The sequence below is a fragment of the Nocardia sp. NPDC003963 genome, from assembly GCF_053605105.1.
In genome coordinates, this window is record NZ_JBSGIP010000001.1 from 223,595 (window position 1) to 244,400 (window position 20,806).

At 66.6% G+C, this 20,806-nt stretch carries 19 protein-coding genes and 1 pseudogene; 15 read left to right on the forward strand and 5 right to left on the reverse strand.

Going from position 1 to position 20,806, the window contains the following annotated elements; translation table 11 throughout:
* Positions 1 to 12: 12 nt before the first annotated feature.
* Complete coding sequence (locus ACWEWT_RS01040; RefSeq protein ID WP_452554872.1) at positions 13 to 915, forward strand: amidohydrolase family protein; 903 nt, start codon at positions 13 to 15, stop codon at positions 913 to 915.
* A complete protein-coding gene (locus tag ACWEWT_RS01045; protein WP_452554873.1) occupies positions 902 to 2,266 on the forward strand; it encodes an MFS transporter in 1,365 nt (454 codons plus the stop codon). The genes ACWEWT_RS01040 and ACWEWT_RS01045 overlap by 14 nt, the downstream gene beginning before the upstream one ends.
* A 103-nt stretch (positions 2,267 to 2,369) precedes the next feature.
* On the opposite strand, the gene ACWEWT_RS01050 is transcribed toward ACWEWT_RS01045, so the two are convergent.
* Positions 2,370 to 3,272, reverse strand: a complete 903-nt coding sequence (locus ACWEWT_RS01050) for a LysR family transcriptional regulator (protein WP_452554875.1) — start codon at positions 3,270 to 3,272, stop codon at positions 2,370 to 2,372.
* 101 nt (positions 3,273 to 3,373) lie between these two features.
* Between ACWEWT_RS01050 and dapA the strand changes: the two genes are divergently transcribed.
* The 7 genes from dapA (at position 3,374) to ACWEWT_RS01085 (ending at position 10,600) form a co-directional block, all read left to right on the forward strand.
* On the forward strand, positions 3,374 to 4,282 hold the full coding sequence (gene dapA / locus ACWEWT_RS01055) for a 4-hydroxy-tetrahydrodipicolinate synthase (RefSeq protein ID WP_452554877.1): 909 nt from the start codon (positions 3,374 to 3,376) through the stop codon (positions 4,280 to 4,282).
* Positions 4,279 to 5,013 (forward strand): RraA family protein, encoded by a 735-nt coding sequence (locus ACWEWT_RS01060; RefSeq protein ID WP_452554879.1) that lies wholly within the window; start codon positions 4,279 to 4,281, stop codon positions 5,011 to 5,013. The genes dapA and ACWEWT_RS01060 overlap by 4 nt, the downstream gene beginning before the upstream one ends.
* Positions 5,010 to 5,627, forward strand: coding sequence for a flavin reductase family protein (locus tag ACWEWT_RS01065; protein WP_452554881.1), 618 nt, complete (start codon positions 5,010 to 5,012; stop codon positions 5,625 to 5,627). Before ACWEWT_RS01060 ends, ACWEWT_RS01065 begins: the two co-directional genes overlap by 4 nt.
* 31 nt (positions 5,628 to 5,658) lie before the next feature.
* Entirely contained in the window at positions 5,659 to 6,855 is a 1,197-nt protein-coding gene (locus ACWEWT_RS01070) for an acyl-CoA dehydrogenase family protein (RefSeq protein WP_452554883.1), read from the forward strand.
* A gap of 14 nt (positions 6,856 to 6,869) precedes the next feature.
* The gene (locus ACWEWT_RS01075; RefSeq protein ID WP_452554884.1) at positions 6,870 to 8,345 is read left to right on the forward strand and encodes an aldehyde dehydrogenase family protein; all 1,476 of its coding nucleotides are present in this window, start codon (positions 6,870 to 6,872) and stop codon (positions 8,343 to 8,345) included.
* Positions 8,342 to 9,511, forward strand: coding sequence for a CaiB/BaiF CoA transferase family protein (locus ACWEWT_RS01080; RefSeq protein ID WP_452554886.1), 1,170 nt, complete (start codon positions 8,342 to 8,344; stop codon positions 9,509 to 9,511). Before ACWEWT_RS01075 ends, ACWEWT_RS01080 begins: the two co-directional genes overlap by 4 nt.
* 294 nt (positions 9,512 to 9,805) lie before the next feature.
* The gene (locus tag ACWEWT_RS01085) at positions 9,806 to 10,600 is read left to right on the forward strand and encodes an SDR family NAD(P)-dependent oxidoreductase (RefSeq protein WP_452554888.1); all 795 of its coding nucleotides are present in this window, start codon (positions 9,806 to 9,808) and stop codon (positions 10,598 to 10,600) included.
* 101 nt (positions 10,601 to 10,701) lie between these two features.
* On the opposite strand, the gene ACWEWT_RS01090 is transcribed toward ACWEWT_RS01085, so the two are convergent.
* A complete protein-coding gene (locus ACWEWT_RS01090) occupies positions 10,702 to 11,040 on the reverse strand; it encodes a hypothetical protein (protein ID WP_452554889.1) in 339 nt (112 codons plus the stop codon).
* 1 nt (position 11,041) lies between these two features.
* On the opposite strand from ACWEWT_RS01090, the pseudogene ACWEWT_RS01095 reads away from it, so the two are divergent.
* From ACWEWT_RS01095 to ACWEWT_RS01110, 4 genes and pseudogenes are all read left to right on the forward strand, one after another.
* Positions 11,042 to 11,545: pseudogene (locus ACWEWT_RS01095) on the forward strand (SDR family oxidoreductase); the annotation flags it as partial.
* Positions 11,546 to 11,734: 189 nt separating this feature from the next.
* The gene (locus ACWEWT_RS01100; RefSeq protein WP_452554891.1) at positions 11,735 to 12,979 is read left to right on the forward strand and encodes an ABC transporter substrate-binding protein; all 1,245 of its coding nucleotides are present in this window, start codon (positions 11,735 to 11,737) and stop codon (positions 12,977 to 12,979) included.
* Between the two features lie 37 nt (positions 12,980 to 13,016).
* A complete protein-coding gene (locus ACWEWT_RS01105) occupies positions 13,017 to 15,794 on the forward strand; it encodes an ABC transporter permease subunit (protein WP_452554893.1) in 2,778 nt (925 codons plus the stop codon).
* The gene (locus ACWEWT_RS01110; RefSeq protein ID WP_452554895.1) at positions 15,791 to 16,519 is read left to right on the forward strand and encodes an ABC transporter ATP-binding protein; all 729 of its coding nucleotides are present in this window, start codon (positions 15,791 to 15,793) and stop codon (positions 16,517 to 16,519) included. Before ACWEWT_RS01105 ends, ACWEWT_RS01110 begins: the two co-directional genes overlap by 4 nt.
* A gap of 69 nt (positions 16,520 to 16,588) precedes the next feature.
* Here ACWEWT_RS01110 and ACWEWT_RS01115 read toward each other — a convergent pair whose 3' ends face one another.
* Together ACWEWT_RS01115 and ACWEWT_RS01120 are read right to left on the reverse strand one after the other, a co-directional pair.
* Positions 16,589 to 17,110: a nuclear transport factor 2 family protein gene (locus ACWEWT_RS01115; protein ID WP_452554897.1), complete on the reverse strand. Its 522-nt coding sequence runs from the start codon at positions 17,108 to 17,110 to the stop codon at positions 16,589 to 16,591.
* A 99-nt stretch (positions 17,111 to 17,209) separates the two neighbouring features.
* Positions 17,210 to 17,830: a TetR/AcrR family transcriptional regulator gene (locus ACWEWT_RS01120; RefSeq protein WP_452554899.1), complete on the reverse strand. Its 621-nt coding sequence runs from the start codon at positions 17,828 to 17,830 to the stop codon at positions 17,210 to 17,212.
* A 284-nt stretch (positions 17,831 to 18,114) separates the two neighbouring features.
* Here ACWEWT_RS01120 and ACWEWT_RS01125 point away from each other — a divergent pair, with 284 nt between their 5' ends.
* Entirely contained in the window at positions 18,115 to 18,630 is a 516-nt protein-coding gene (locus ACWEWT_RS01125) for a nuclear transport factor 2 family protein (protein WP_452554901.1), read from the forward strand.
* 5 nt (positions 18,631 to 18,635) lie between these two features.
* The gene (locus ACWEWT_RS01130; protein WP_452557621.1) at positions 18,636 to 19,508 is read left to right on the forward strand and encodes an LLM class F420-dependent oxidoreductase; all 873 of its coding nucleotides are present in this window, start codon (positions 18,636 to 18,638) and stop codon (positions 19,506 to 19,508) included.
* A 177-nt stretch (positions 19,509 to 19,685) separates the two neighbouring features.
* On the opposite strand, the gene ACWEWT_RS01135 is transcribed toward ACWEWT_RS01130, so the two are convergent.
* Positions 19,686 to 20,633, reverse strand: coding sequence for an alpha/beta hydrolase (locus ACWEWT_RS01135; protein ID WP_452554903.1), 948 nt, complete (start codon positions 20,631 to 20,633; stop codon positions 19,686 to 19,688).
* Positions 20,634 to 20,806: the final 173 nt, after the last annotated feature.

Below are 20,806 nucleotides of genomic sequence, written 5' to 3' on the forward strand. Positions count from 1 at the left end.
AAGGAGTTTCTCGTGCACGAATACGCACTGTTCGATCCTGATACCCGTGCTCCGCGGCATCCGCTGCCGCCGGGCGCCTGCGACAGTCAGGTCCATATATTCGGGGATCCGCAACGCTTTCCGACCAAACCGGATGCGGCCTATGTCGTTCACCGGGCCACGGTCGAGGCGATGCTGGATATGCACAAGAAGCTCGGTATCGAACGCGGAGTGATCGTGCAGTCCACCGCCTACGGGACGGATCACGATGCCTTGATCGAGGCATTGGGTATCGCGGGTCCCGGGTATCGGGGGTGCGGTGTCGTCGATGATTCGGTCAGTGATAGCCAAATGGCCGCGATGCACGATGCGGGTGTCCGCGGTGCCCGGTTCAATTTTCATCCCAAGCTGAAGAACCGGATGCCCGGTCCCGAGGACGTCATCCGGACCGCGGAGCGCGTGGTGCCGCTGGGGTGGCATCTCAAGCTGCATATGAACGGGCTCGATCCGCGGACGGTGACCCCGCTGCTCGACGGGATCGAGGCGCCTGTTGTCATCGATCACATGGGTCCACTGCAGTACGAGCACGGGACCGACGACCCGCACTTCCGGCATGTGCTCACGCTGCTCGAGCGCGGCAATTGGTGGATCATGCTGTCCAACGGGGACCGGCGTTCGGCGGCCGGCTACCCCTGGGACGACGCGCGCGCCTACGCTGCCGAGTACATCAGGCATGCGCCGGATCGTGTCCTGTGGGCCACCGATTGGCCGCACCCGCTGCACGCCGGGCCGATCCCGAACGACGGCGACCTGCTCGACCTGCTCGCCCGCTACGCCCCGGATGAGCGGACGCGCGAGCGGATTCTGGTCGACAACCCTCAGGAGCTGTTCGGGTTCGCCCCGGTCGCGGAGCGGAGCGACGATGGTCGCCGGTGACATCGTGCGTGACCCGAACAGTTCCCGGGAACGTCTCAGCCGCGCCGATGCCAAGGTTATCGGGGTGGCCGTACTGGGCTGGACGATCGATATGTTCGACCTGCTGGTTATCCTGCATGTCGCCGGTCATGTGTCGCGTGCGTTCTTCCCGGCGGAGAACGAGATGCTCGGGTTCACCGCCACCTATGCCGCGTTCGCGGTGAGTCTGCTGGTCCGGCCGCTGGGCGCGTTGCTGCTCGGGTCGCTGTCCGATCGTGCCGGGCGCCGGTTGTCGATGATGATCGGTGTGCTGGGCGCCGGTGCGGCGACAGCGGCCATGGGGGTGCTGCCCGGGGTGGCGACCATCGGTCTTGCCGCGCCGATCCTGTTCATCGTGCTGCGGATCGTGCAGGGCATCTTCGTCGGGGGTATCGCCGCGTCCACCCACACCATCGCGACCGAAAGTGTTCCGGAGCGGTTCCGGGGTATGACCGCGGGCTTGATCAAGGGCGGCGGTGCGAGTCTGGCGGTCGTGGTTATCAATGTGCTGGTCCTGGTGTTGACCGCAGGGCTGGGCAGTGCGGCCTTCGCCGACTGGGGGTGGCGGATCCTGTTCGTGGTGGCGCTGCTGGGGGCGTTCGTGAACTACCTGGTGCTGCGGCGAACCGAGGAATCGCCGCTGTGGTTGCGGCGGCAAGCCCAGCTCGCGCGCGAGCGGACCTCCGAACAGGTCGCCGCTACGGCGAAGCGTCCGGGCCGGGAACTGTTCGCTCCGCGGTGGCGGACACTGGTGTTCACCAGCGCGGCAATCGTGTTCGCGGCGTCCGCCCCGTATTATCTGACCACCGGAATTCTGCCGACGGTCTACAAGAACGCATTTCATCTGTCGCAGTCGGAGACGAGTAGTTTCCTCATCATCAATGTGGTGGGATCGGCGATCGTCGCGGTCGTCTGTGGTCATCTGAGCCAGCACATCGGGCGTAAGCGCTTGTTTCTCGGTGCCGGGGTCGCGTGCCTGGTCCTGATTCCGGGCCTGTATGCGTTCATGTGGTACGTCATCCCGGACAACCTCGCGGTTCTGCTGATCTGTAGTGCCACCATGGTCATGGCGTCCGGAGCGATCAGCGCTCCGTTGATCATCTTCCTCAACGAACGCTTTCCCACCGAACTCCGATCCACCGCGACGGCCTTCGCCTGGAACGTCGGTTACGGGCTCAGCGGAATGATGCCGACAGTGGTGACGGCGCTCAGTGCCGGGGCGGGCAGTCTGGTACCGGTGCTGATCGTCCTCAGTCTGATCATCGCGATCGGGTTTCTCGTGCTGATCGTGCGCGCCGACGAAACGCGGGGTGCGCTGTCCCGGGATTCGTGAACTCCTGACGGGATGTGCGAGACCGCGTTCGGCGAGTCTCGTGCAGGAAAGCGTTCGCGCACCGTCCGGTCCGAGGCGATCTGCGCCTCGGACCGGCTCCGCGTCACAACCAGCCGTTTTCGCGCCCGTACTGCTGCGCGGTATCGGCTAAGGCGGCGACTGCCGGGCCGGCGTCCTCGCGATACACCAGCCGCACCGGCAACCGCGCGAAGCCGTCGGTGATAGGGATGAAGGCCGCGACGCCGCTGGGGTGGATCTGCTCGGCGGACGCCGGCAGGATCGATACGGCTTCGTTGCGGCTGAGTACCGCCATCACCCGGCTGCCGGGCACCGGGTTGGCGACCGTTTTCGGGGTGAACCCGGCGGCGCTGAAGATGTTGTCGATGAGTCCCTGGTAACCGGGCGCGAGGGTGGCGGGGGTGATGACGAAGCGTTCGCCGGCGAGTTCGGTGACACTGACGCCTTCCCTTCCGGCGAGATGGTGCCCGGTCGGCACCGCGAGGATCAGCGGTTCCCGCCGGATGAGAATGGAGACGAGCCCGTCCTCGGGCGGGTCGCAGCGCACGGCGCCGATATCCATGGTCCGGCGCCGGACTGCGTCGAGAACATCGCGTTCCCACATTTCCAAGGCCTCCAACTCGATGTCCGGAACATGCTCGTGTGCGGCGGACAACATCAACGGCAGCGTCTCGTACCCCACGCTGAGCGTGTAGGCGATACGCACCAGACCCCGGGAGCCCTTCTGCGCTTCGCGGGCGCGTGCGACGGCGTTGTCGATTCGGTCGAGAATCTCCGCCGCGTCCTTCAAGAAGGTCGCGCCGGCCGGAGTCAGCCGGACGTTGCGGGTGTCGCGGGTCAGCAGTTCCACGCCGATCCGCTGCTCCAAGCGCTTGATCCGCTGACTGAGGGCGGGCTGCTCTATGAAGAGTCGCTCGGCCGCGCGCGCGAAATGCAATTCCTCGGCGAGCACGGTGAACGAGCGGAGCAGAGCAGTGTCCAAATTCATGCCTGAAATTTATCAATACTGGTCGGCTTTGTCTTGAGCCGCTCGAAACCCGCTCATAGCGTCGTGAGGTAACACGTCCGGAAACCGAGGGAGTTCTACATATGGCCGACACACCACAGGAGCTGGGCGGTTCGATCACCCCGCTCGTCACCCCGTTCGCCCCCGACGGGTCCCTGGACCTTCCCGTCCTGCGCAAGCTGATCGATCAGCAGATCGACGCCGGAACCCACGGGATCTCGGTAACCGGCACCACCGGCGAGCCGGGTTCGCTGACCCTGCCCGAGCGTCTCACCATGATCGAAGAGGCCGCGGCCGCGGTCGACGGCCGATTGCCGTTCGTACCGGGCACCGGTACCCACCAGTTGCCCGAAACGATCGCGATCACCCGCAAGGCCGCCGAGGTCGGCGCCGACGCCGCGCTCGTCATCGTGCCCTATTACGCTCGCCCGACCCAGGAAGGTTTGTATGCCTGGTATTCCGAGCTGGCGGCCGCGGTGGATATTCCGATCCTGATCTACAACATCCCGTCGCGAACCGGTGTCGAGATCGCCCCCGAGACAGTCGGGCGGCTCTACCGCGACGTGCCGAACATCATCGGAATGAAAGAGGCCAGCGCGGATTTCGCGCACGCCAACTTCGTCCTGCACGAATGTGGCCCGGAGTTCCGGCTCTTCTCCGGCCTCGAAGCGCTGTGCTTCCCGATCCTGGCCATCGGCGGCGCCGGTTTCATCAGCGTCACCGCCAACCTCGTCCCGCGCGAGATCGCCCGGATGTACGAACTGTTCCGCGCCGGGGATTGGGACGCGACCCGGGACCTGCACTACCGGCTGCTCGATCTCAACGACGTGGTGCTGACCGAGACCAACCCGACCGCCGTGAAATGGCTGATGGGGCAAATGGCCATGTGCGCGCCGACGCTGCGGTCGCCGCTCGCGCCGCTGTCGGAGCAAGGGCAGACCCGGGTGCGCGCCGCCGCCGTCGGGTGGGGACTGCTGGGCGGTACGCAGTGAGCGGGCCGACGTGGGAACCACTGGATCCCGGCCTCGTCGAGAAATACCGCGTTGTCAGCACCGCCACCGTTGCCAGTCAGCTTCTCAAACGAGGTCTGCGCGATCAGTTCGTCGCCGGGGTGGCGCCGCTCGCCGCGGGGCAGCGGATCGTGGGAGCCGCGTGGACGATGCGGACGATCCCGTCTCGCGAAGACCTCGACGGGCTGTGGCCCGGCTCGGCCCCGGTCGCGGGCCTGTCGCTGTTCGACGTGATCGAGTCCACGCCGGCCGGCGCCGTCCTGGTGATCGATGGCCGCGGTGAGACGCGCACCGCCACCGGCGGTGACATCCTCGTCGAGCGATTGCGGGCCCGGGGCGCCGCCGGCCTGGTCACCGACGGCTGTCTGCGCGATATCAGTGGTGTGCTCGCCGCCGGTCTGCCGTGCTATTCGGCCGGTGCAACTGCCAACGTCAGCCGTGCGTACCTGCGTGTCATCGACCAGAACATCCCGGTCGGGTGCGGCGGCGCCGCGGTCTATCCCGGTGATGTGCTCGTCGGCGACAGCGACGGCGTGATCGTGGTCCCGCGCCATCTCGCCGGCGAGGTGGCCGCCGACTCGGTCGAGCAGGAACAACTCGAGGAGTTCCTCGCCGCGAAAGTACGTGCCGGGGCGCCGCTGGCCGGCGTGTACCCGCCCTCTGCCGCAACCCGCGAGGAATACCGCAAAGCACTTTCCGAAAGGCAGCCGTGAAGATCGCTCCCGATGCGCTGAGCCCGGAACAGACCTACAAGCTCATGACCGGCGTGGTGGTGCCGAGACCCATCGCCTGGGTGCTGACCGAGTCGGCCGACGGTATCGGCAACCTCGCACCGTTCAGCTGTTTCACATTCGTATCGAACAAGCCACCGATGATCGGGATCAACATCGGCCGGAAGGCGGGTAACCGTAAGGACACCGGCCGCAATATTCTCGACGTCGGCGAATACGTCGTGCACATTCCCGACGAGGACGCAATCGAAGCCGTACACCACAGTGCCGTCGAATACCCGGCCGAGGTGAGTGAGATCGATATCCTGGGCTTGCCCACGATCGATTCCGACCACGTCGGCGTGCCGCGGTTGCGGGATGCACCCATCGCACTGGAATGCCGGCTGCGCAGCATCACCGAATACGGCGATACGGGAGCGGAATTCGTGGTCGGTGAGATCGTCGCCTTCCATATCCGCGACGGCCTGTATCTCGACGGCAAGATCGATACGTCCGCGCTTCGCCCCATTGCCCGCATCGGCGGGCCCAACTACGCCGCCCTGGGCACGATTTCGCGGATGACAGCGATCGGGCAGACCCCGAAGTCGGTTCTGTAGCAATCCGCCCATCGACCATATCGAGGAAACCATGACGACCACCGCACCAGCCCCTGCGAAGGGCGGCCGCCAACGGCCGCTGGAACTGTTCCACACCGACGGACTGCTCGACGACGACGAACGGGATATCGCCGCCACCGTGCGGAAATTCGTCGACACCCGGCTGCGTCCGGAACTGCCGGCCTGGTTCGAGTCGGCGACACTTCCTCGTGAGCTCGCCCGCGAGGTCGGTGCCCTGGGGTTGTTCGGTATGCATCTGGAGGGCTACGGCTGCGCCGGGACCAACGCAGTCGGTTATGGGCTCGCCTGCCTCGAACTCGAAGCCGGGGACAGCGGACTACGCAGCTTCGTTTCCGTGCAGGGATCGCTGGCGATGTTCTCGATCCATCGATTCGGTTCCGAGGAACAGAAACTCGAATGGCTGCCACGGATGGCCGCCGGCGACTCGATCGGCTGCTTCGGCCTGACCGAACCCGATTTCGGCTCCGATCCGGCCGGGATGCGCACACGCGCCCGCCGCGACGGATCCGACTGGGTCCTCGACGGCACCAAGATGTGGATCACCAACGGCAATCTGGCCGATGTCGCCACCATCTGGGCGCAGACCGACGAGGGAATACGCGGATTCGTCGTCCCCACCGACACAACGGGATTCACCGCCAACAAAATCGAACGCAAACTGTCCCTGCGCGCGTCGGTAACCTCCGAACTCGTACTCGACAACGTCCGCCTGCCCGCCGCCGCTGAACTCCCGCTGGCACGGGGCCTGCGCGGGCCGCTGACCTGCCTGAACGAAGCCCGGTTCGGTATCGTCTTCGGCGCCCTGGGTGCCGCCCGCGACAGCCTCGAGGCCACCCTCGACTACGCCGCCACCCGGGAAGTATTCGGCCGTCCGCTGTCGTCCTTCCAGCTCACCCAGCAAAAACTGGCCGATATGACCCTCGAACTCGGCAAAGGCTACCTCTTGGCCCTGCACCTGGGCCGCCTCAAGGACAGGAGCGGAGTCGCCCCCGAACAAGTCAGCCTCGGCAAGCTGAACAATGTGCGCGAAGCACTCGCGATCGCCCGCGAATGCCGCACCATACTGGGCGCCAGCGGCATCACCCTCGAATACTCACCGCTGCGCCATGCCAACAACCTCGAATCGGTGCTCACCTACGAAGGCACCAGCGAAATGCACGCACTGTCCATCGGCCGCGCACTCACCGGCCGACCCGCATTCCGGTGAAGCCGGGCCGATTCATGACCGCTACATCACCACCGGTCGAGCTGCGCAACCACATCGCGGGCCGATGGCACACCGGCAGTGGAGAACTGTGCGTGAGCACCAGCCCCACCGACCCGGATGACATCGTCGCCCAGGGCCCCACCGCAACGGTCACCGATCTCGACGCCGCAGTAGTGGCGGCCCGCACCGCGGCCCGCGACTGGGCGCACACCCCCGCCCACGAACGTGGGGCCGTACTGATGCGAGCCGCTACGGCGATCGAGGCCGCCGCCGAACAGTGGGGCGGCGAACTCGCTCGCGAAGAAGGTAAACCCCGCGCCGAAGCCGTCGGTGAGGTGCGCCGCGCCGCGCAGATCCTGCGTTACCACGGTGCGGAAGGCGACCGTCCGAGCGGAGAGATCTACCACTCACCACGCCCCGGCGAACGAATCCTGATCACCCGCAAACCACTCGGCGTCGTGGCCGTCATCACGCCGTTCAACTTCCCGATCGCGATACCCGCCTGGAAGATCGCGCCGGCGCTCGCACTCGGCAACACCGTGGTGTGGAAGCCGGCCGGCGTAGTGCCGCTGCTGGCGGTGCGTCTCATGGCGGCGCTCGCCGACGCCGGGCTGCCACCCGGAGTGTGCAATCTCGTCCTCGGCGACCACGAGATCGGCGCCGGCCTCGTAGCACACCCCGATATCAACGGAATCACTTTCACCGGTTCCACATCCGTGGGCCGCGCCATCGCCGCCTCGGCTGCCGGACGTGGGGTACCGGTACAAGCAGAGATGGGTGGTAAGAACGCTGCCGTCGTCCTCGACGACGCCGACCTCGGCACGGCCGCCGATCAGGTGCTGGCCGGAGCGTTCCGCTCGGCCGGGCAGAAGTGCACCGCCACCTCGCGGCTCGTTGTGACCCCCGGCATCGCCGACGCATTCCTCGACGAGCTCGTGGCCCGCCTCGAAACCTGGACCGTCGGGGACCCCCTCGACGAGCGGGTCCAGATGGGCCCCGTCGTAGACCGGGCCGCGCAGCTATCGATACTCGCCGGAATCCGCCGTGCCACCGACCAGAACGCCCGCGTTCTCTCCGGCGGACGGCCCTACACGGATGGAATCCGGCACACCGGATGCTTCGTCCCGCCGACAATCCTGCGACTCGCCGACACCGCTGCGGATGTGTGGCGCGAGGAACTGTTCGGACCGGTGCTGGCCGTGCACCGCGCCGATGACACCGGCCATGCCTTCGCACTCGCCGCCGACAGCGAGTTCGGCCTCTCCGCGGCAGTGTTCACCAGCGACCTGGGACGCGTACTCGGCGCGGTGGACGACCTCGACGTCGGAATCCTGCACATCAACTCCGAATCCGCCGGCGCCGACCCGCACGTCCCCTTCGGCGGCGCCAAGGCCAGCGGATACGGACCGAAGGAGCAGGGCCGGGCCGCCGTCGAATTCTTCACCCACCCGACCACCGTCTACCTGCGCGACGGAAGGAGCCGCCGATGACTGCCGGCGCACTCGACGGACTCGTCGTACTCGACTTCACCAGGGTTCTGGCCGGACCGTACGCCACGATGATGCTCGCCGATATGGGAGCACAGGTCATCAAGATCGAACGACCCGGCACCGGCGACGACACTCGATCCTGGGGCCCGCCCTACGACGCCACCGGAACCGCCACCTACTTCAACTCCGTCAACCGGAACAAGACATCCACGGTGCTCGACCTGTCCACCGAGCAGGGCCGCGAGGAGGCCTGCCGACTCGCCGCGACCGCCGATATCGTGATCGAGAACTTCCGAGCCGGCACGATGGGCCGACTCGGGCTCGATTACGAGCGGCTCTCGGCCACCGCGCCCGGTCTGATCTATTGTTCCATCACCGGATTCGGCAGCGGCCCCGGCGCAAGCCTGCCCGGTTACGATCTGCTCGTTCAAGCGGTCGGCGGGCTGATGAGCATCACCGGGCCGGAACCGGGCGTCCCGACGAAGGTCGGTGTCGCTGTCGTCGACGTCCTCACCGGCGTACACGCACTCAGCGGAATACTCGCCGCACTCCACCACCGCGACCGGACCGGCCAGGGCCAGCACATCGAAACCGACCTCCTCTCGGTCCTGCTGTCCTCGCTGGTCAATCAGGCAGCCGCCTACTGGGGAGCAGGTGTCGTGCCCGCGATCATGGGCAACCGGCATCCCAGCATCGCACCCTACGAGGAATTCGCCACCCAGGACCGGCCGCTGGTCGTCGCGGTCGGAAACGACCGGCAGTTCCGGGACTTCGTCACCGTGGCCGGCGCCCCGCAACTCGCCGCGGACCCCCGTTTCGCGACGAACGCCGGCCGCGTCGACAACCGCGATGCCTTGCGGGCCGAAATCCAGCCATTACTGGCCGGGCGTCCCGCCGAGGCATGGTTTCGCGATCTCACCGGCGCGGGAGTGCCCGCCGGACCGATCAACAACATCGCCGAAGCGTTCGCCTTCGCCGAAAGCCTGGGGCTGACCGCCACGGTGCGAGTTCCCGATTCGGATGTGCCGCAGGTCGGCAATCCGATCCGGTTTTCCCGGACCCCGGTCGTCTATTCGTCCGGACCGCCCGCACTCGGGTGCTGCAGCCGCACGCACCGCGCTGATCCTGGTGAGCGCGAAAGAAATGTCCGCGGCGCTGACGATTGATCTCGGACGACGTGCCGGGACGGCGCCGCTGAATACGCTGTTGGAGTCGGTATTTCACCGCTCGAGTCGAACATCACCGGATCCGGAGGCCGGCCCGGCCCGTACTGCGCGAGGTAATGACGGGTGAGCAGGTCGCGGCTGCCGGAAGCCTTTCCGGTCGTTCGTTCCAGCCCATTGAGTGGGAGCCTGCCCCGAGGAGCAGACGATCCAGCCTAGCCTCGGCCGCGGCTCTGTCGGACGGGCAGACGCCGGTCGGCCGACGAGCCCGGTATCGGCTCGGGACAAGGAGAACACGTGGATTTGCAGAAATACGGGCCCTGGGCCGTTATCGCCGGTGGATCCGAGGGTGTCGGGGCCGAGTTCGCGATCCAGCTCGCCGAACAAGGTATGAATCTGGTCTTGCTGGCGCGTAAGCCGGAACCGCTCGCGGCGACTGCGGACGCCTGCCTCGCCTACGGGGTCGAGGTGCGTACACTCTCGGTCGATCTGCTCGCTGCGGACGCGTTCGAGCGTATCCGCGAAGTCACCGATGATCTGGTGGTCGGACTGTTCATCTACAACGCGGGCGCCAATACCTATGGCCACGAGTTCGTGACCGGTGACCTGGACCGCTTCCAGGCGGTCATCGACCTGAACATCACCGCTCAGCTGAAATGGGTCCAGCATTTCGGTGCGCTCATGGCCGAGCGGCGCCGGGGCGGCATCCTGCTGGCAGGTTCACTCAGCGGTTATCTGGGATCGGCTCAGATCAGTATCTATTCGGCGGTCAAGTCGTTCTGCCGCATCTTCGCCGAAGGACTGTGGCTGGAGATGCGCGACTACGACGTCGACGTCCTGGAGTTGGTGCTGGGGCTGACGCGCACGCCGGCCATGGACCGGGCGGGCTTGAAAATGGATACACCCGGTCTGCGGATCTCCGAACCGCGTGATGTCGCCGCGCAGGGGTTGGCGAATCTCGCCAACGGCCCGGTCGTGGTCGTGCAGCAGTTCGAGGAAGCGGTAGAGAAGAACAGCGGGCACAACCGGGCGGAGTTGCTGTTGGAGGCGCGGGCGGCGGCGAAGAAGCTACTCCCGCCCGCGAACGAATAACGTCGTCGGCAGCGCGTGTTCCGGCGCCCATCGGGACCGGAGCAGTGCCCCCGGGCCTCGACGACAACCGCGATCGCTGCTCATGACGAGACACCGGAGGGTTATGTTTCCGGGGTCGCGGTTGCGCCCATTGCGCACCAGCGGCATATCCACCGCCTCGCGGAACTGTCGAGCGTAGTCGCGGAAGTACAGGGGTCGTAGGGATAGTGCTCGAAGAGCAGCCGGCCGAGCATCCTCATCCCGAGCTTCACCAGGCCGGTCTGGGTCGCGGCCATTTCGCGTATCGGTACCGCGCCGCGGAACAAGTACATCGGGTTGAGCAGTGGGGAACCACCGGTCAGTTCGAGCGCGTCGACATGGCCGTCACGCTCGAGCAGCTGTGCGAACACCAGCGATTCGTCGAGCCACAGACCGCCGGGCACGCCGTCGGCCATGTTCATCTCGGCCACCACCACGACCCCCGCGGTGCCCGGCCGTGCGATCCGAGCGCTCCTCGCCGGGGATATCGACAAGGCGATGCGCGCTGTCCGGATATTCGGCCGGAACGCGCCGGCTCTGGCCTAGGGGGCGTCGAAGATCGCGGTGAGCCGCTGGGCCCGGCGTCGGGCCGTGACTGCCGGGTGGGCGGCTGCGGGGATCCGGATCAACGTACTGGCACCCGGCGCAGTCCTGACACCTCTGTTGGAGAAGCAACTCACCACGCCGGCCGAAGCGGCGGCCGTCCGCAAGTTCCCGGTGCCGACAGGAGGTTTCGGGGAGGCCGGCGATCTGGCGGAATGGGCGGTGTTCATGCTCTCCGACGCCGCACGCTTCCTGTGCGAGAGTGTGGTCTTCGTCGACGGCGGCAGCGATGCGCACTTCCGCGCCGACGACTGGCCACGCGCCGTACCGGTGTGGGGGCTACCCGTCTACCTGCGACGTTTTCGCGGTTTCGGCGCCGGCTGACCGGCATATCGGACGTAACGGAATTCGGCCGGGCATTTCCCGGTGACTGGGAAACGGTCTACGAAGCCGGGCGCGGTGTACGTCCATAATTCTCCGCCCGCATCGATCGGTGATGTGGATCACGCGAGGAAGTTGCTCGTATCGGGAAATGCCCGGTGCCTCTCGCTTTCGGAGAAGGAGAACCAGATCATGGGACTGGGTGGTCTGAGCCGTCGTCGGCGGATCGTCGCCGGACTCGGCGTCGCCGCGCTATCGATCGCGTTGGCGGCGACAGGGTGCGCCGGCGGCGACGAATCGAACAATGGCGCGGTGGCCGGGGCCCCGACCACCGCGCTGCCGGACGCGCCGGCGACCGGGACGCCGGTGCGCATCGGCTTCGTATCGACCGAAGGTGGCGCGGTGGTGTCGCTGCCGGAGATGCGGGAGGGTGCCGAGGCAGCTGTCGAATACGTGAACAAGAACGCCGGTGGTGTCGCGGGCCACCCGATCGAACTCGTGGTGTGCAAGCAGCAGGAAGAGCCGACTTCTGCCACGAAATGCGCCAACGACTTCGTCGAGCAGAAGGTGACCGCGGTGTTGTCGCCGGGCACCTCGCAGGGCGGCACGATCCTCCCGATCGTCGCCGGAGCGGGCATCCCCTACATCACTCTCAACGGAGTGTCCCCGCAGGAGTTGACCTCCCCTGATTCCGCGGCGCTGTCGGCGGGCCTGCCCGGCACCATCACCGCGATGGCTACCGCGGCCGCGGACAAGGGTATGGATACCTTCACACTGTTCGCCAGTGACGGCGGTGGCCTCGGCGCCCTGGTCGATGCGATGGGTGCGCCCCTGTTCCAGGCTGCGGGCGTGAAACTGAAGGTCGTACCCATTCCGCTCGGCGTGCCGGACCCGACGCCACTGGTCACCTCCGGCCTCTCCGATAAACCGGCCGGAGTGAGTGTTATCGCCGACGCCGCCACCTGCGCCTCGGTCTACAAAGCGATCCTGACGACCGACCCGGCGGTGCAGCGGGTGTTCATTCCGGCCTGCCTCGATCCGAATGTCATCGACGTTCTCGGTATGGACACCATCGCGGGTAGTGTCGGCATCACCGCGACCGACTACCTGTCGGAACGCCCGGACTCGGTGCTCTATCGCTCGGTCCTGCAGGCCTATGCGCCCGAGGCGACAGTGGCCGGTGCTGCTTCGTCCGGCTACCAGGTGCTCATGGCGCTCGCGGCGGCAGCCGGCGATATCCAGGGCGACATCACCCCGGCGAGTCTCGCGGAGGCACTGCGCACCGCGACGGCGGTGGAAATGCCCGCCGGTGGCGGTATCACCTTCACCTGCGACGGCACCGCCGTACCGCAGATGGCATCGATCTGTTCGCGTCAGATGCTGATCGGGGAGATCAACGATCAAGGTGTGCCGGTGAACCTGAAGGTGACCGGATAACCCGCCGGCCGACGGACTTCGGCCAGGGAGATCAGCCATGACAGAACACCTTTCGTATCTCGTGCTCGGCCTCGGTAACGGGGCGGTATACGCCGCGCTCGGACTCGCGCTCGTCCTGACCTTCAAGAGTTCGGGGGTCGTGAACTTCGCAACGGGCGCGGTGGCGCTCTACGCCGCCTACACCTTCGCACTGTTGCGAACCGGTGAGCTGTTGGTGCCGATCCCGGGGTTGCCCGAGACGATCGATCTCGGCCGGCCGCTCGGAATCGCACCCGCCATGGCGATCTCGCTGGTCGCCGCAGGTCTTCTCGGCGTCCTCTGTTACGCCGCGGTTTTCCGTCCCCTACGTACTGCCCCGGTCGTCGCCAAGGCCGTCGCCTCGATCGGGTTGATGATCGTGATCCAAGCCGTGATCGCACAGCGGGTGGGGACCGGTCTGGTCTCGGTCAAACCGATTTTCGCGCTCGACACGGTCACCTTGGGGGACCGCCCGGTACCCACCGACCGCGTCCTGTTGGCAGCGTCCATCGTGGGTCTCGCGACAGTGGCCGCCCTGGTGTTCCGCTACACACGATTCGGCGCGGCCACCGAGGCGGCGGCCGAGTCCGAGAAAGGCGCGTACCTGACCGGCCTGTCGCCGGACAGGATCGCGTTCGCCAACTGGGCGCTGTCCTCGGTCGTCGCGGGGCTCGGCGGAATCCTCATCGCCCCGCTGGTGGCACTGAATCCCGTGGCGTACTCGCTGTTCATCGTGCCGGCGTTGGCGGCCACACTGGTGGGGAACTTCGCCTCGATCTGGTTGACCGTGGCCGCCGGCATCACCATCGGCGCGCTGCAAGCCGAAGCCACCAACCTGCAGGGTCTCTATGACTGGTGGCCGAGATCGGGTACGGCCGAGGCGATCTCACTGTTGTTGATTCTGGTGTTCCTGGTGGTCAAAGGCCGGCCGCTGCCCGACCGCGGGGCGGTGATCCGCCGGACTCTCGGCCGGGCACCCCGTCCGGACCGCGTATTCGTCCCGGTCCTGCTGGCGCTCGCCGTGGCGGTGGCCGCTCTGCTGGTTACCTCCGGCAGCTACCGTGCCGCTCTCGTCAGCAGCATCGTATTCGGAATACTAGGGCTCTCCCAGGTGATCGTCACCGGTTACGCCGGCCAGGTTTCGCTGGCGCAACTCACACTGGCGGGGGTCTCGGCCTACGCGCTGAGTGCGTTGAATCAGCATCTCGGTATCCCGTTCCCGTTTGCTCCGATCGTGGCCGCACTGTTCGCCACGGTGGTCGGTGTGGTTGTCGGATTGCCCGCGCTACGGGTGCGCGGGCTGCCACTCACCGTGGTGACACTGGCTCTGGCAGTGTTCGTGGCGGCGTTCTGGTTCCGTAATCCCGGACTCAACGGCGGTGTGCACGGCGCCCCGATCGACACACCCGTGCTGTTCGGGATGGATCTCGGTATCGGTGCGGGTGAAGCCTATCCGCGTATTGCCTTCGGCCTGCTGTGCCTGACGGTGCTCACGGTCGTCGGCCTGGGGGTGGCGTGGCTACGCAGGAGTGGCCTCGGCACGGAGATGCTCGCCGTCCGGGCCAACGAGCGCTCGGCGGCCGCGGCGGGTATCGATGTGTCCCGGACCAAGTTGATCACTTTCGCCATCGGCGCTTTCGTCGCCGGGCTCGGCGGCGCTCTGCTCGGGTATCAGCAAAGTCTGGCCACGCCGGAACCGTTCGCGGTCTTTCTCGGCATCTCGCTGTTCGCCATGGTCTACGTCGCGGGCATCACCTCGATCACGGGCGGAATCCTCGCCGGTGTAATGGCCCCCGGTGGGATCCTGTACTTGCTGGTCGACCGCTTCCTACACGTCGGCGACTACTACGCGGTACTCAGCGGCATCCTGCTGGTGGTTACGGTGCTGGCCAACCCCGATGGAATCGCGAGCAAGCTCCCGCGACTCCCGTTGCCCGCGCTGCCGCGCCGTTCCACAACCGGCGGCGCATCGGAGCAGGTGCCCATCGCGCGAGCGGTGGCCGACCGGGACGAGCCGATCCTGTCGGTCCGGAAAGTAAGTGTCACCTACGGCACAGTCAAGGCCGTCACCGACGTCACCTTGGAGGTGTGCTCCGGCGAGATCGTGGGTCTCATCGGACCCAACGGCGCCGGCAAGACCACGGTCATCGACGCGATCACCGGGTTCACACAGGCCGCGGGATCGGTCGTCCTGGCCGGCAGGTCACTCACCGGACGGCCGCCGCACGTACGCAGCCGAGCCGGGCTCGGGCGCACCTTCCAAGATGTCGAGCTGTACGACGACCTCACAGTCGCCGAGAACGTCGGGGTGGGCGCGGTCCGGTCCAGCTCGGGTCTATCCGTCGCGCGCCGAGTAGCCCGGACACTGGCCGTGCTCGGCTTGACCGAACTGGCCGATCGGGAGGCGGGTGTGCTGTCGCAGGGGCAACGCCAGTTGGTCTCGATGGCGCGGGTGCTCGCGGCCGGACCCGCCGTGGCCTTGCTGGACGAACCCGCCGCCGGTCTGGACAGCACCGAAAGTCGTTGGCTGGGTGAGAAGTTGCGTGCGGTGGCCGCCGACGGCGCCGGTGTGCTGCTGGTAGATCACGATATGGAATTGGTGCTCACGGTATGCGATCGGGTCATTGTTCTCGATCTGGGAGTCGTCATCGCCGAAGGCACGCCCGAAGAGGTTCGCGCACATCCCGATGTGCTGCGTGCCTACCTCGGCGCACCCGCCGGTGCGGTTGCTCGCGATCAGGAGGCGGAGCCGGAACTCCGTCCTCGCCCGCTCACTTCCTCGGAGGCAGCACTGTGATCGCACTGGAATGCCGGAGTCTGACCGCCGGCTATCTGAAGGAACGTCCATGCGTGCGGGATATCGACCTGCGGTTGGAGTCCGGTGAGATCACCTGTCTGCTGGGTCCGAACGGGGCGGGTAAGACCACGCTGCTGATGGCGCTGGCCGGGTTGCTTCCACGGACCGCGGGTGCGGTCGTGGTCGCCGGACACACCGTCCGCAGCGGCCGCCCCCGGGACGCTGTCCGGTCCGGACTGATCCTGGTACCCGACGACCGTGCCCTGTTCCGGCAACTGAGCACGCGGCAGAATCTCCTGCTCGCGGTCGGAGAACGCTCGCGGCGGCGCACCGGACTCCACCAGATTCTCGAGTACTTTCCGGCACTGGAGAAGCGGTTGCCGGTGGCGGCCGGCCGCCTGTCCGGTGGTGAGCAGCAGATGCTCGCTATCGGGCGGGCGATCCTGCAGCGCCCAGCGGTGCTGGTGATCGACGAGCTGAGTATGGGGCTGGCCCCGGTGATCGTCACCGAGATCCTCGATGTGCTGAAGAGATCGGCCGTTGCGGAGGGGACCAGCGTCCTGCTGGTGGAACAGCATGTGCACCTGGCGCTCGGGGTAGCGGACCGGGCCGCCGTGCTGGCGCACGGGCAGATCGTCGACCGAGGTGACGCCGTTGGACTGCGGGACGATCCGGCGCGGGTCGAACGGGCATACCTCGGGAAGAGTGTGGTGGCCGCGCGCTGAGCGCAGTGTCGGGATGGACCGGTGAGTCGCCGTGGCCATGGCGACTCACCGGTCCTCCGGACGCGCGGGTCAGGCCGTGGCGGAGCCGCTCTGCGACTGCGCCTGCGCGCACCACTCGAGTTCGGCCGCACTCAGTGTCCCCAGCTCCGCGGCCCGGCCGATCCAGGCGGGGACGAGTTCGTTGAACTCGGCAGGATCGTAGATGTCTTCCTCCTTGGAGAACTTTCCGGCGCCCGCGTAGGTGAGAATGCTGATGTTGTCCGCACCCATTTCGGCACCGTCGCCCGGATCGCGCATCAGATTGTTGAGTTTCACCACGATCATGCCGTTGACGTCGTCGATCAGGTGCCAGTGGACAGGGAACGAAGTCATCGCGGATCCGGGGAATTGTGCAAGGGTCGGTTCCACCCATGCCCAGATGGCATCGCGGCCTTTCAGCACTCCGACCATCTGTTCGTGGTATTCGGCGTCATGGGTGAAGAGTTCGACGAAATCACGCCAGCTGCCCTCGCCCGAGGCGGCCCGGGCCACGGTGGTACGCCAGGTCTGAAATGCCGATTCGAGTTCTTCTCTGGGCCATGTGTCACTCATGCGCGGACGCTAGCGAGGCGGCTATTCGGGTAGTAATGGGTGTTTCCGCTCAGCGGAATCCGCGCCGCCACATTCGAACCGTACCCGTACGGTGCCCCGTCACCGTGTCGGCGTGGCCGCCTCGATACCGGTCAGCAGCATCCGCATACCTCGCAGCAAAAGCCGTTCGACTTCGCCGAATTCAGCGGAGTGGCCGGTGTCGACCCAGTGGATATAGGCCTGCCGCATGGTCTGCATCACCAGTTGTGCGGGGAGCTCACGCAGAAACGGATCGTGGCCCAGTTCGAAGTGATGGTCGAGAAAACGAGTGATTTCCCCGCACAGTCCTTCGCCCCACTCCAGCCACCGCAGCCGGTACGGGGGCGTATTGATCATCAGCTCCATGAACTTGCGGTCGAACTCGGGTACCTGCCGCCGATGGACCTCGGTGGTGAAGGCATGTGCGAGCACCTCGGCGGGATCCGCTTCGGTGGAAGCTGTGCGCAGGATATCGACGATGAGATCTTCGCTCTGCCGGAACAGAGGGGAGAGCACATCCTCCTTCACCGGGAAATGGCGGTGGAATGTGCGGGGCGAGATTCCCACGATGTCGCAGATCTGCTCCACCGTGGCCGAGGTGTTGCCGTCGGCGATGAAGAGGTCCCGGGCGGTGAGGGCGATGGTCCGGCGCAGTTCCTCCGCCCGCCGCTCGGTGAGGGTGGGGCGTGCCGACTTGGTCACCAGGTCTCTCTTTCGTTCTGTAGCAACGAGTCTCGGCATCGACGCCTGCCGAGGCGCCTGCCCACGGCTCCCGGTAATGTCGTCATAGTATGACATTACGGCAGATGATGACAAAAGTCGCGTTTCCTGGGATGCGCTGCTCCCGACCAGTGGAACATCGCGCCTGTGGCCTGTCGGCTGCCTGGTTTCATGCCACGGTACCGGCTCGTATCCGAGCGGTGCGACCCATCGGTGTCGTGCTGCGGCGGCAAGAGCGCGAGGCAATACAACGAAGAGGTCGACAGTTGAACCACGAAGAGTCACTCGCCGGACTGGTTGTACGGGTGCAGCGCCTCGAGGACGAACTGGCCATCATCCGGAAACTCACCTCCTACGGACCGCTCGTCGATTCGGGCGCGGCCGACGCTGTCGCGGCGTTGTGGACCGAGGACGGTGAGTACGACGTCGAGGGCTGGCGTATGGTCGGCCGCGCGGACCTGCGGGCGATGGTCCGGTCGGAGGCCCACCAGGACATCATCACGGGCGGCAGTGCCCACTTCTTCGGCCCCGCACATATCGAGCGTATCGAGGGTGACGAGGCCACCGCCCTGTGTGAGTCGATCCTGGTCCGGCACGAGGACGGCAGATTCTATATCTGGCGCGCGGGTGCCCATCGGATAGAGCTGCGCCGGACCGATGACGGCTGGTGCGTCACCCGCCGGGTCACCCGGCCGTTGAACGGTGACGCCGAAGGACGCATGCTCTTGACCGGGATGCCGGGTTCGGCGACCGGACCCACTACCGGGGGCTCCGGATTGTGACAGTCCTGCGGATCGGTATCAACACTCCGGTTGTCACCCGCTTTCCCGGTGCTCACCAGCCGTGGGAGGCGGCAGCGGGTATCGACGATCTCGTCCGGATAGCGATCGCCGCGGATCGGGCGGGATTCCACCATCTCACCTGTAGCGAGCACGTCGCGGTACCGGCCTCGGTAGCCGCTGTCCGCGGCGGGACCTACTGGGATCCGCTGGCGACACTGGGATTTCTGGCCGCGCGCACGAAGCGGATACGGCTGGCCACCCAGGTTCTGGTCCTCGGCTACCACCATCCTCTGGAGATCGCGAAACGGTACGGCACGCTCGATACCGTCAGCGGTGGGCGATTGATCCTCGGACTGGGGGTCGGATCGTTGCGGGAGGAATTCGAACTGCTCGGGGTGCCCTTCGATGATCGGGGCGCGCGGGCCGACGACGCCCTGCGCGCGCTGCGTGCCGCTCTGTCCGAGCGGCAACCGCGGTATCGCGGTCCGTATTACGAATTCTCGGAGATGATCGTAGATCCACACGCGCTGCAGCCGCGGGTTCCCTTGTGGATCGGCGGCCGCACCGTGCGGTCGTTACGGCGGGCCTGTGAATCGGCCGACGGTTGGGTTCCGTTCGGCCTGGACCTCGACCAGCTGGGCGCGATGCTGAGCCGACGGGCGCTACCCAGCGGTTTCGATATCGTCCTGTCCGCCGGAAATCTCGATCCGCTCGGTGACGCCGACGGTGTTCGCACGATGCTCGACCGTATGGGGCGAGCCGGCGCGACAATCGTCGGCGCCGGAGTCGAAGCGACCTCTGTCGAACACTACTGCGAGCAGCTCGGCGCGCTGGCCGAGATCTGTCCCGATGAATTCGTGGAGGCCGAGGACAGCTGACGGATGTACTGCCCGCTTATTCGGGGCGAGCGTGCGCTTCCGCGTCTATGTCGGCGTGATCGGCACCCCGGGCTACGGGTCTGCTGCCCGGCTCGCAGTGGCGACGATGCCTCGAGGCACTCCGCGAAACGAAGGCAGCGGAAGTTGTTCTGCCCGGCGGTGGCCCCTCCTGAACGTTCACCCGAAGTCGAGCGGATTGGCGAATTTGGCCTGCAACAATGCCCCGGTTTCCGCTATCGCGAGCGTAGCCCGGGCCGAATTCTCCGGCCGCATGAGGAACCCGTGCAATACGCCCGGGTATCGGGTCACGGTGGTCTGGACGCGCGCGTCACGCAGCCGGCCGGCGTAGCGTTCGCCCCAATCCCGGATCGGGTCGCCTTCGGCGGTGACCACGATCGCCTGGGGGAGACCGGACAGATCCTCGGCATAGGCCGGGATCCGATAGGAGTCGGGAGATGCGGTTGCGCCGGAATCGGCGAGTTCGTGCAGATAAATGATGTCGTCGCGGAGCAGCATCGGAGCGTCGGGCATGGAAACGACCGATGGTGCGCCCATGTCGCGGTCCAATCCGGGGTACAGCAGCACCTGAGCGAAAAGAGCCGGTCCGCCGCGGTCGCGGGCCAGCAGGGCGACCCCGGCCGCGAGACCCCCACCTGCGCTGTCGCCGAGCAACACCAGGCGGTCGGCGTCGATTCGCAGCATCTCCGCATGGTCGGCGACCCACGAGGCAGCGGCATAGGACTCCTCGAGCTGGACCGGCGGACCCCACTCCGGTACCAGCCGGTAATCGACGCCGATGACCGCTGCACCGGCGGTGGCGGCCAGCTGCCGAGCAAGCGGCTCGAAAGCGGCATTGGAGCCCATCGCGAGACCACCGCCGTGCAGATGAATGATGGCGGGTATTCCGGGGTCGGTCGAGGGCCGGTATACGCGCAGCGGCACAGGCCCGTACGGCCCGGGTACGGCGAGATCGTCGATCTCCGCCATGGGCGGCATCTCGGCAGGGGGCTTCATCGCCTCGACATCGGCGCGGACCGCATCGATCCCCCGGGAGCGCATTGTCCGCGCCGTCGGAAGGACGCTGATGCGTGCCGCGACATCGGGATCGAGCGGGGGAACGGGCACGATCATCTCCTCGACGACAAATGAGCGGGATAGGAAGCGGGGCGGAGGCATTGAACAGCCGCGTAGTCGGCCGGATTCGGGCACCCACCGTGCCTCCCGCCCCGTTCGGAGGCTCGGGTTTCGGCCCCCGACTGCGTAGAAGGCGTGACAGCGCAGGCGGATTCGCCGCACGC

Bases quoted from the DNA above. Each gene is read 5' to 3' on its own strand.
- ACWEWT_RS01075 (WP_452554884.1), top strand. From the start codon at position 6,870: ATGACCGCTACATCACCACCGGTCGAGCTGCGCAACCACATCGCGGGC.
- dapA (WP_452554877.1), top strand. From the start codon at position 3,374: ATGGCCGACACACCACAGGAGCTGGGCGGTTCGATCACCCCGCTCGTC.
- ACWEWT_RS01045 (WP_452554873.1), top strand. From the start codon at position 902: ATGGTCGCCGGTGACATCGTGCGTGACCCGAACAGTTCCCGGGAACGT.
- ACWEWT_RS01105 (WP_452554893.1), top strand. From the start codon at position 13,017: ATGACAGAACACCTTTCGTATCTCGTGCTCGGCCTCGGTAACGGGGCG.
- ACWEWT_RS01100 (WP_452554891.1), top strand. From the start codon at position 11,735: ATGGGACTGGGTGGTCTGAGCCGTCGTCGGCGGATCGTCGCCGGACTC.
- ACWEWT_RS01090 (WP_452554889.1), bottom strand. From the start codon at position 11,040: ATGAACATGGCCGACGGCGTGCCCGGCGGTCTGTGGCTCGACGAATCG.
- ACWEWT_RS01080 (WP_452554886.1), top strand. From the start codon at position 8,342: ATGACTGCCGGCGCACTCGACGGACTCGTCGTACTCGACTTCACCAGG.
- ACWEWT_RS01115 (WP_452554897.1), bottom strand. From the start codon at position 17,110: ATGAGTGACACATGGCCCAGAGAAGAACTCGAATCGGCATTTCAGACC.
- ACWEWT_RS01070 (WP_452554883.1), top strand. From the start codon at position 5,659: ATGACGACCACCGCACCAGCCCCTGCGAAGGGCGGCCGCCAACGGCCG.
- ACWEWT_RS01050 (WP_452554875.1), bottom strand. From the start codon at position 3,272: ATGAATTTGGACACTGCTCTGCTCCGCTCGTTCACCGTGCTCGCCGAG.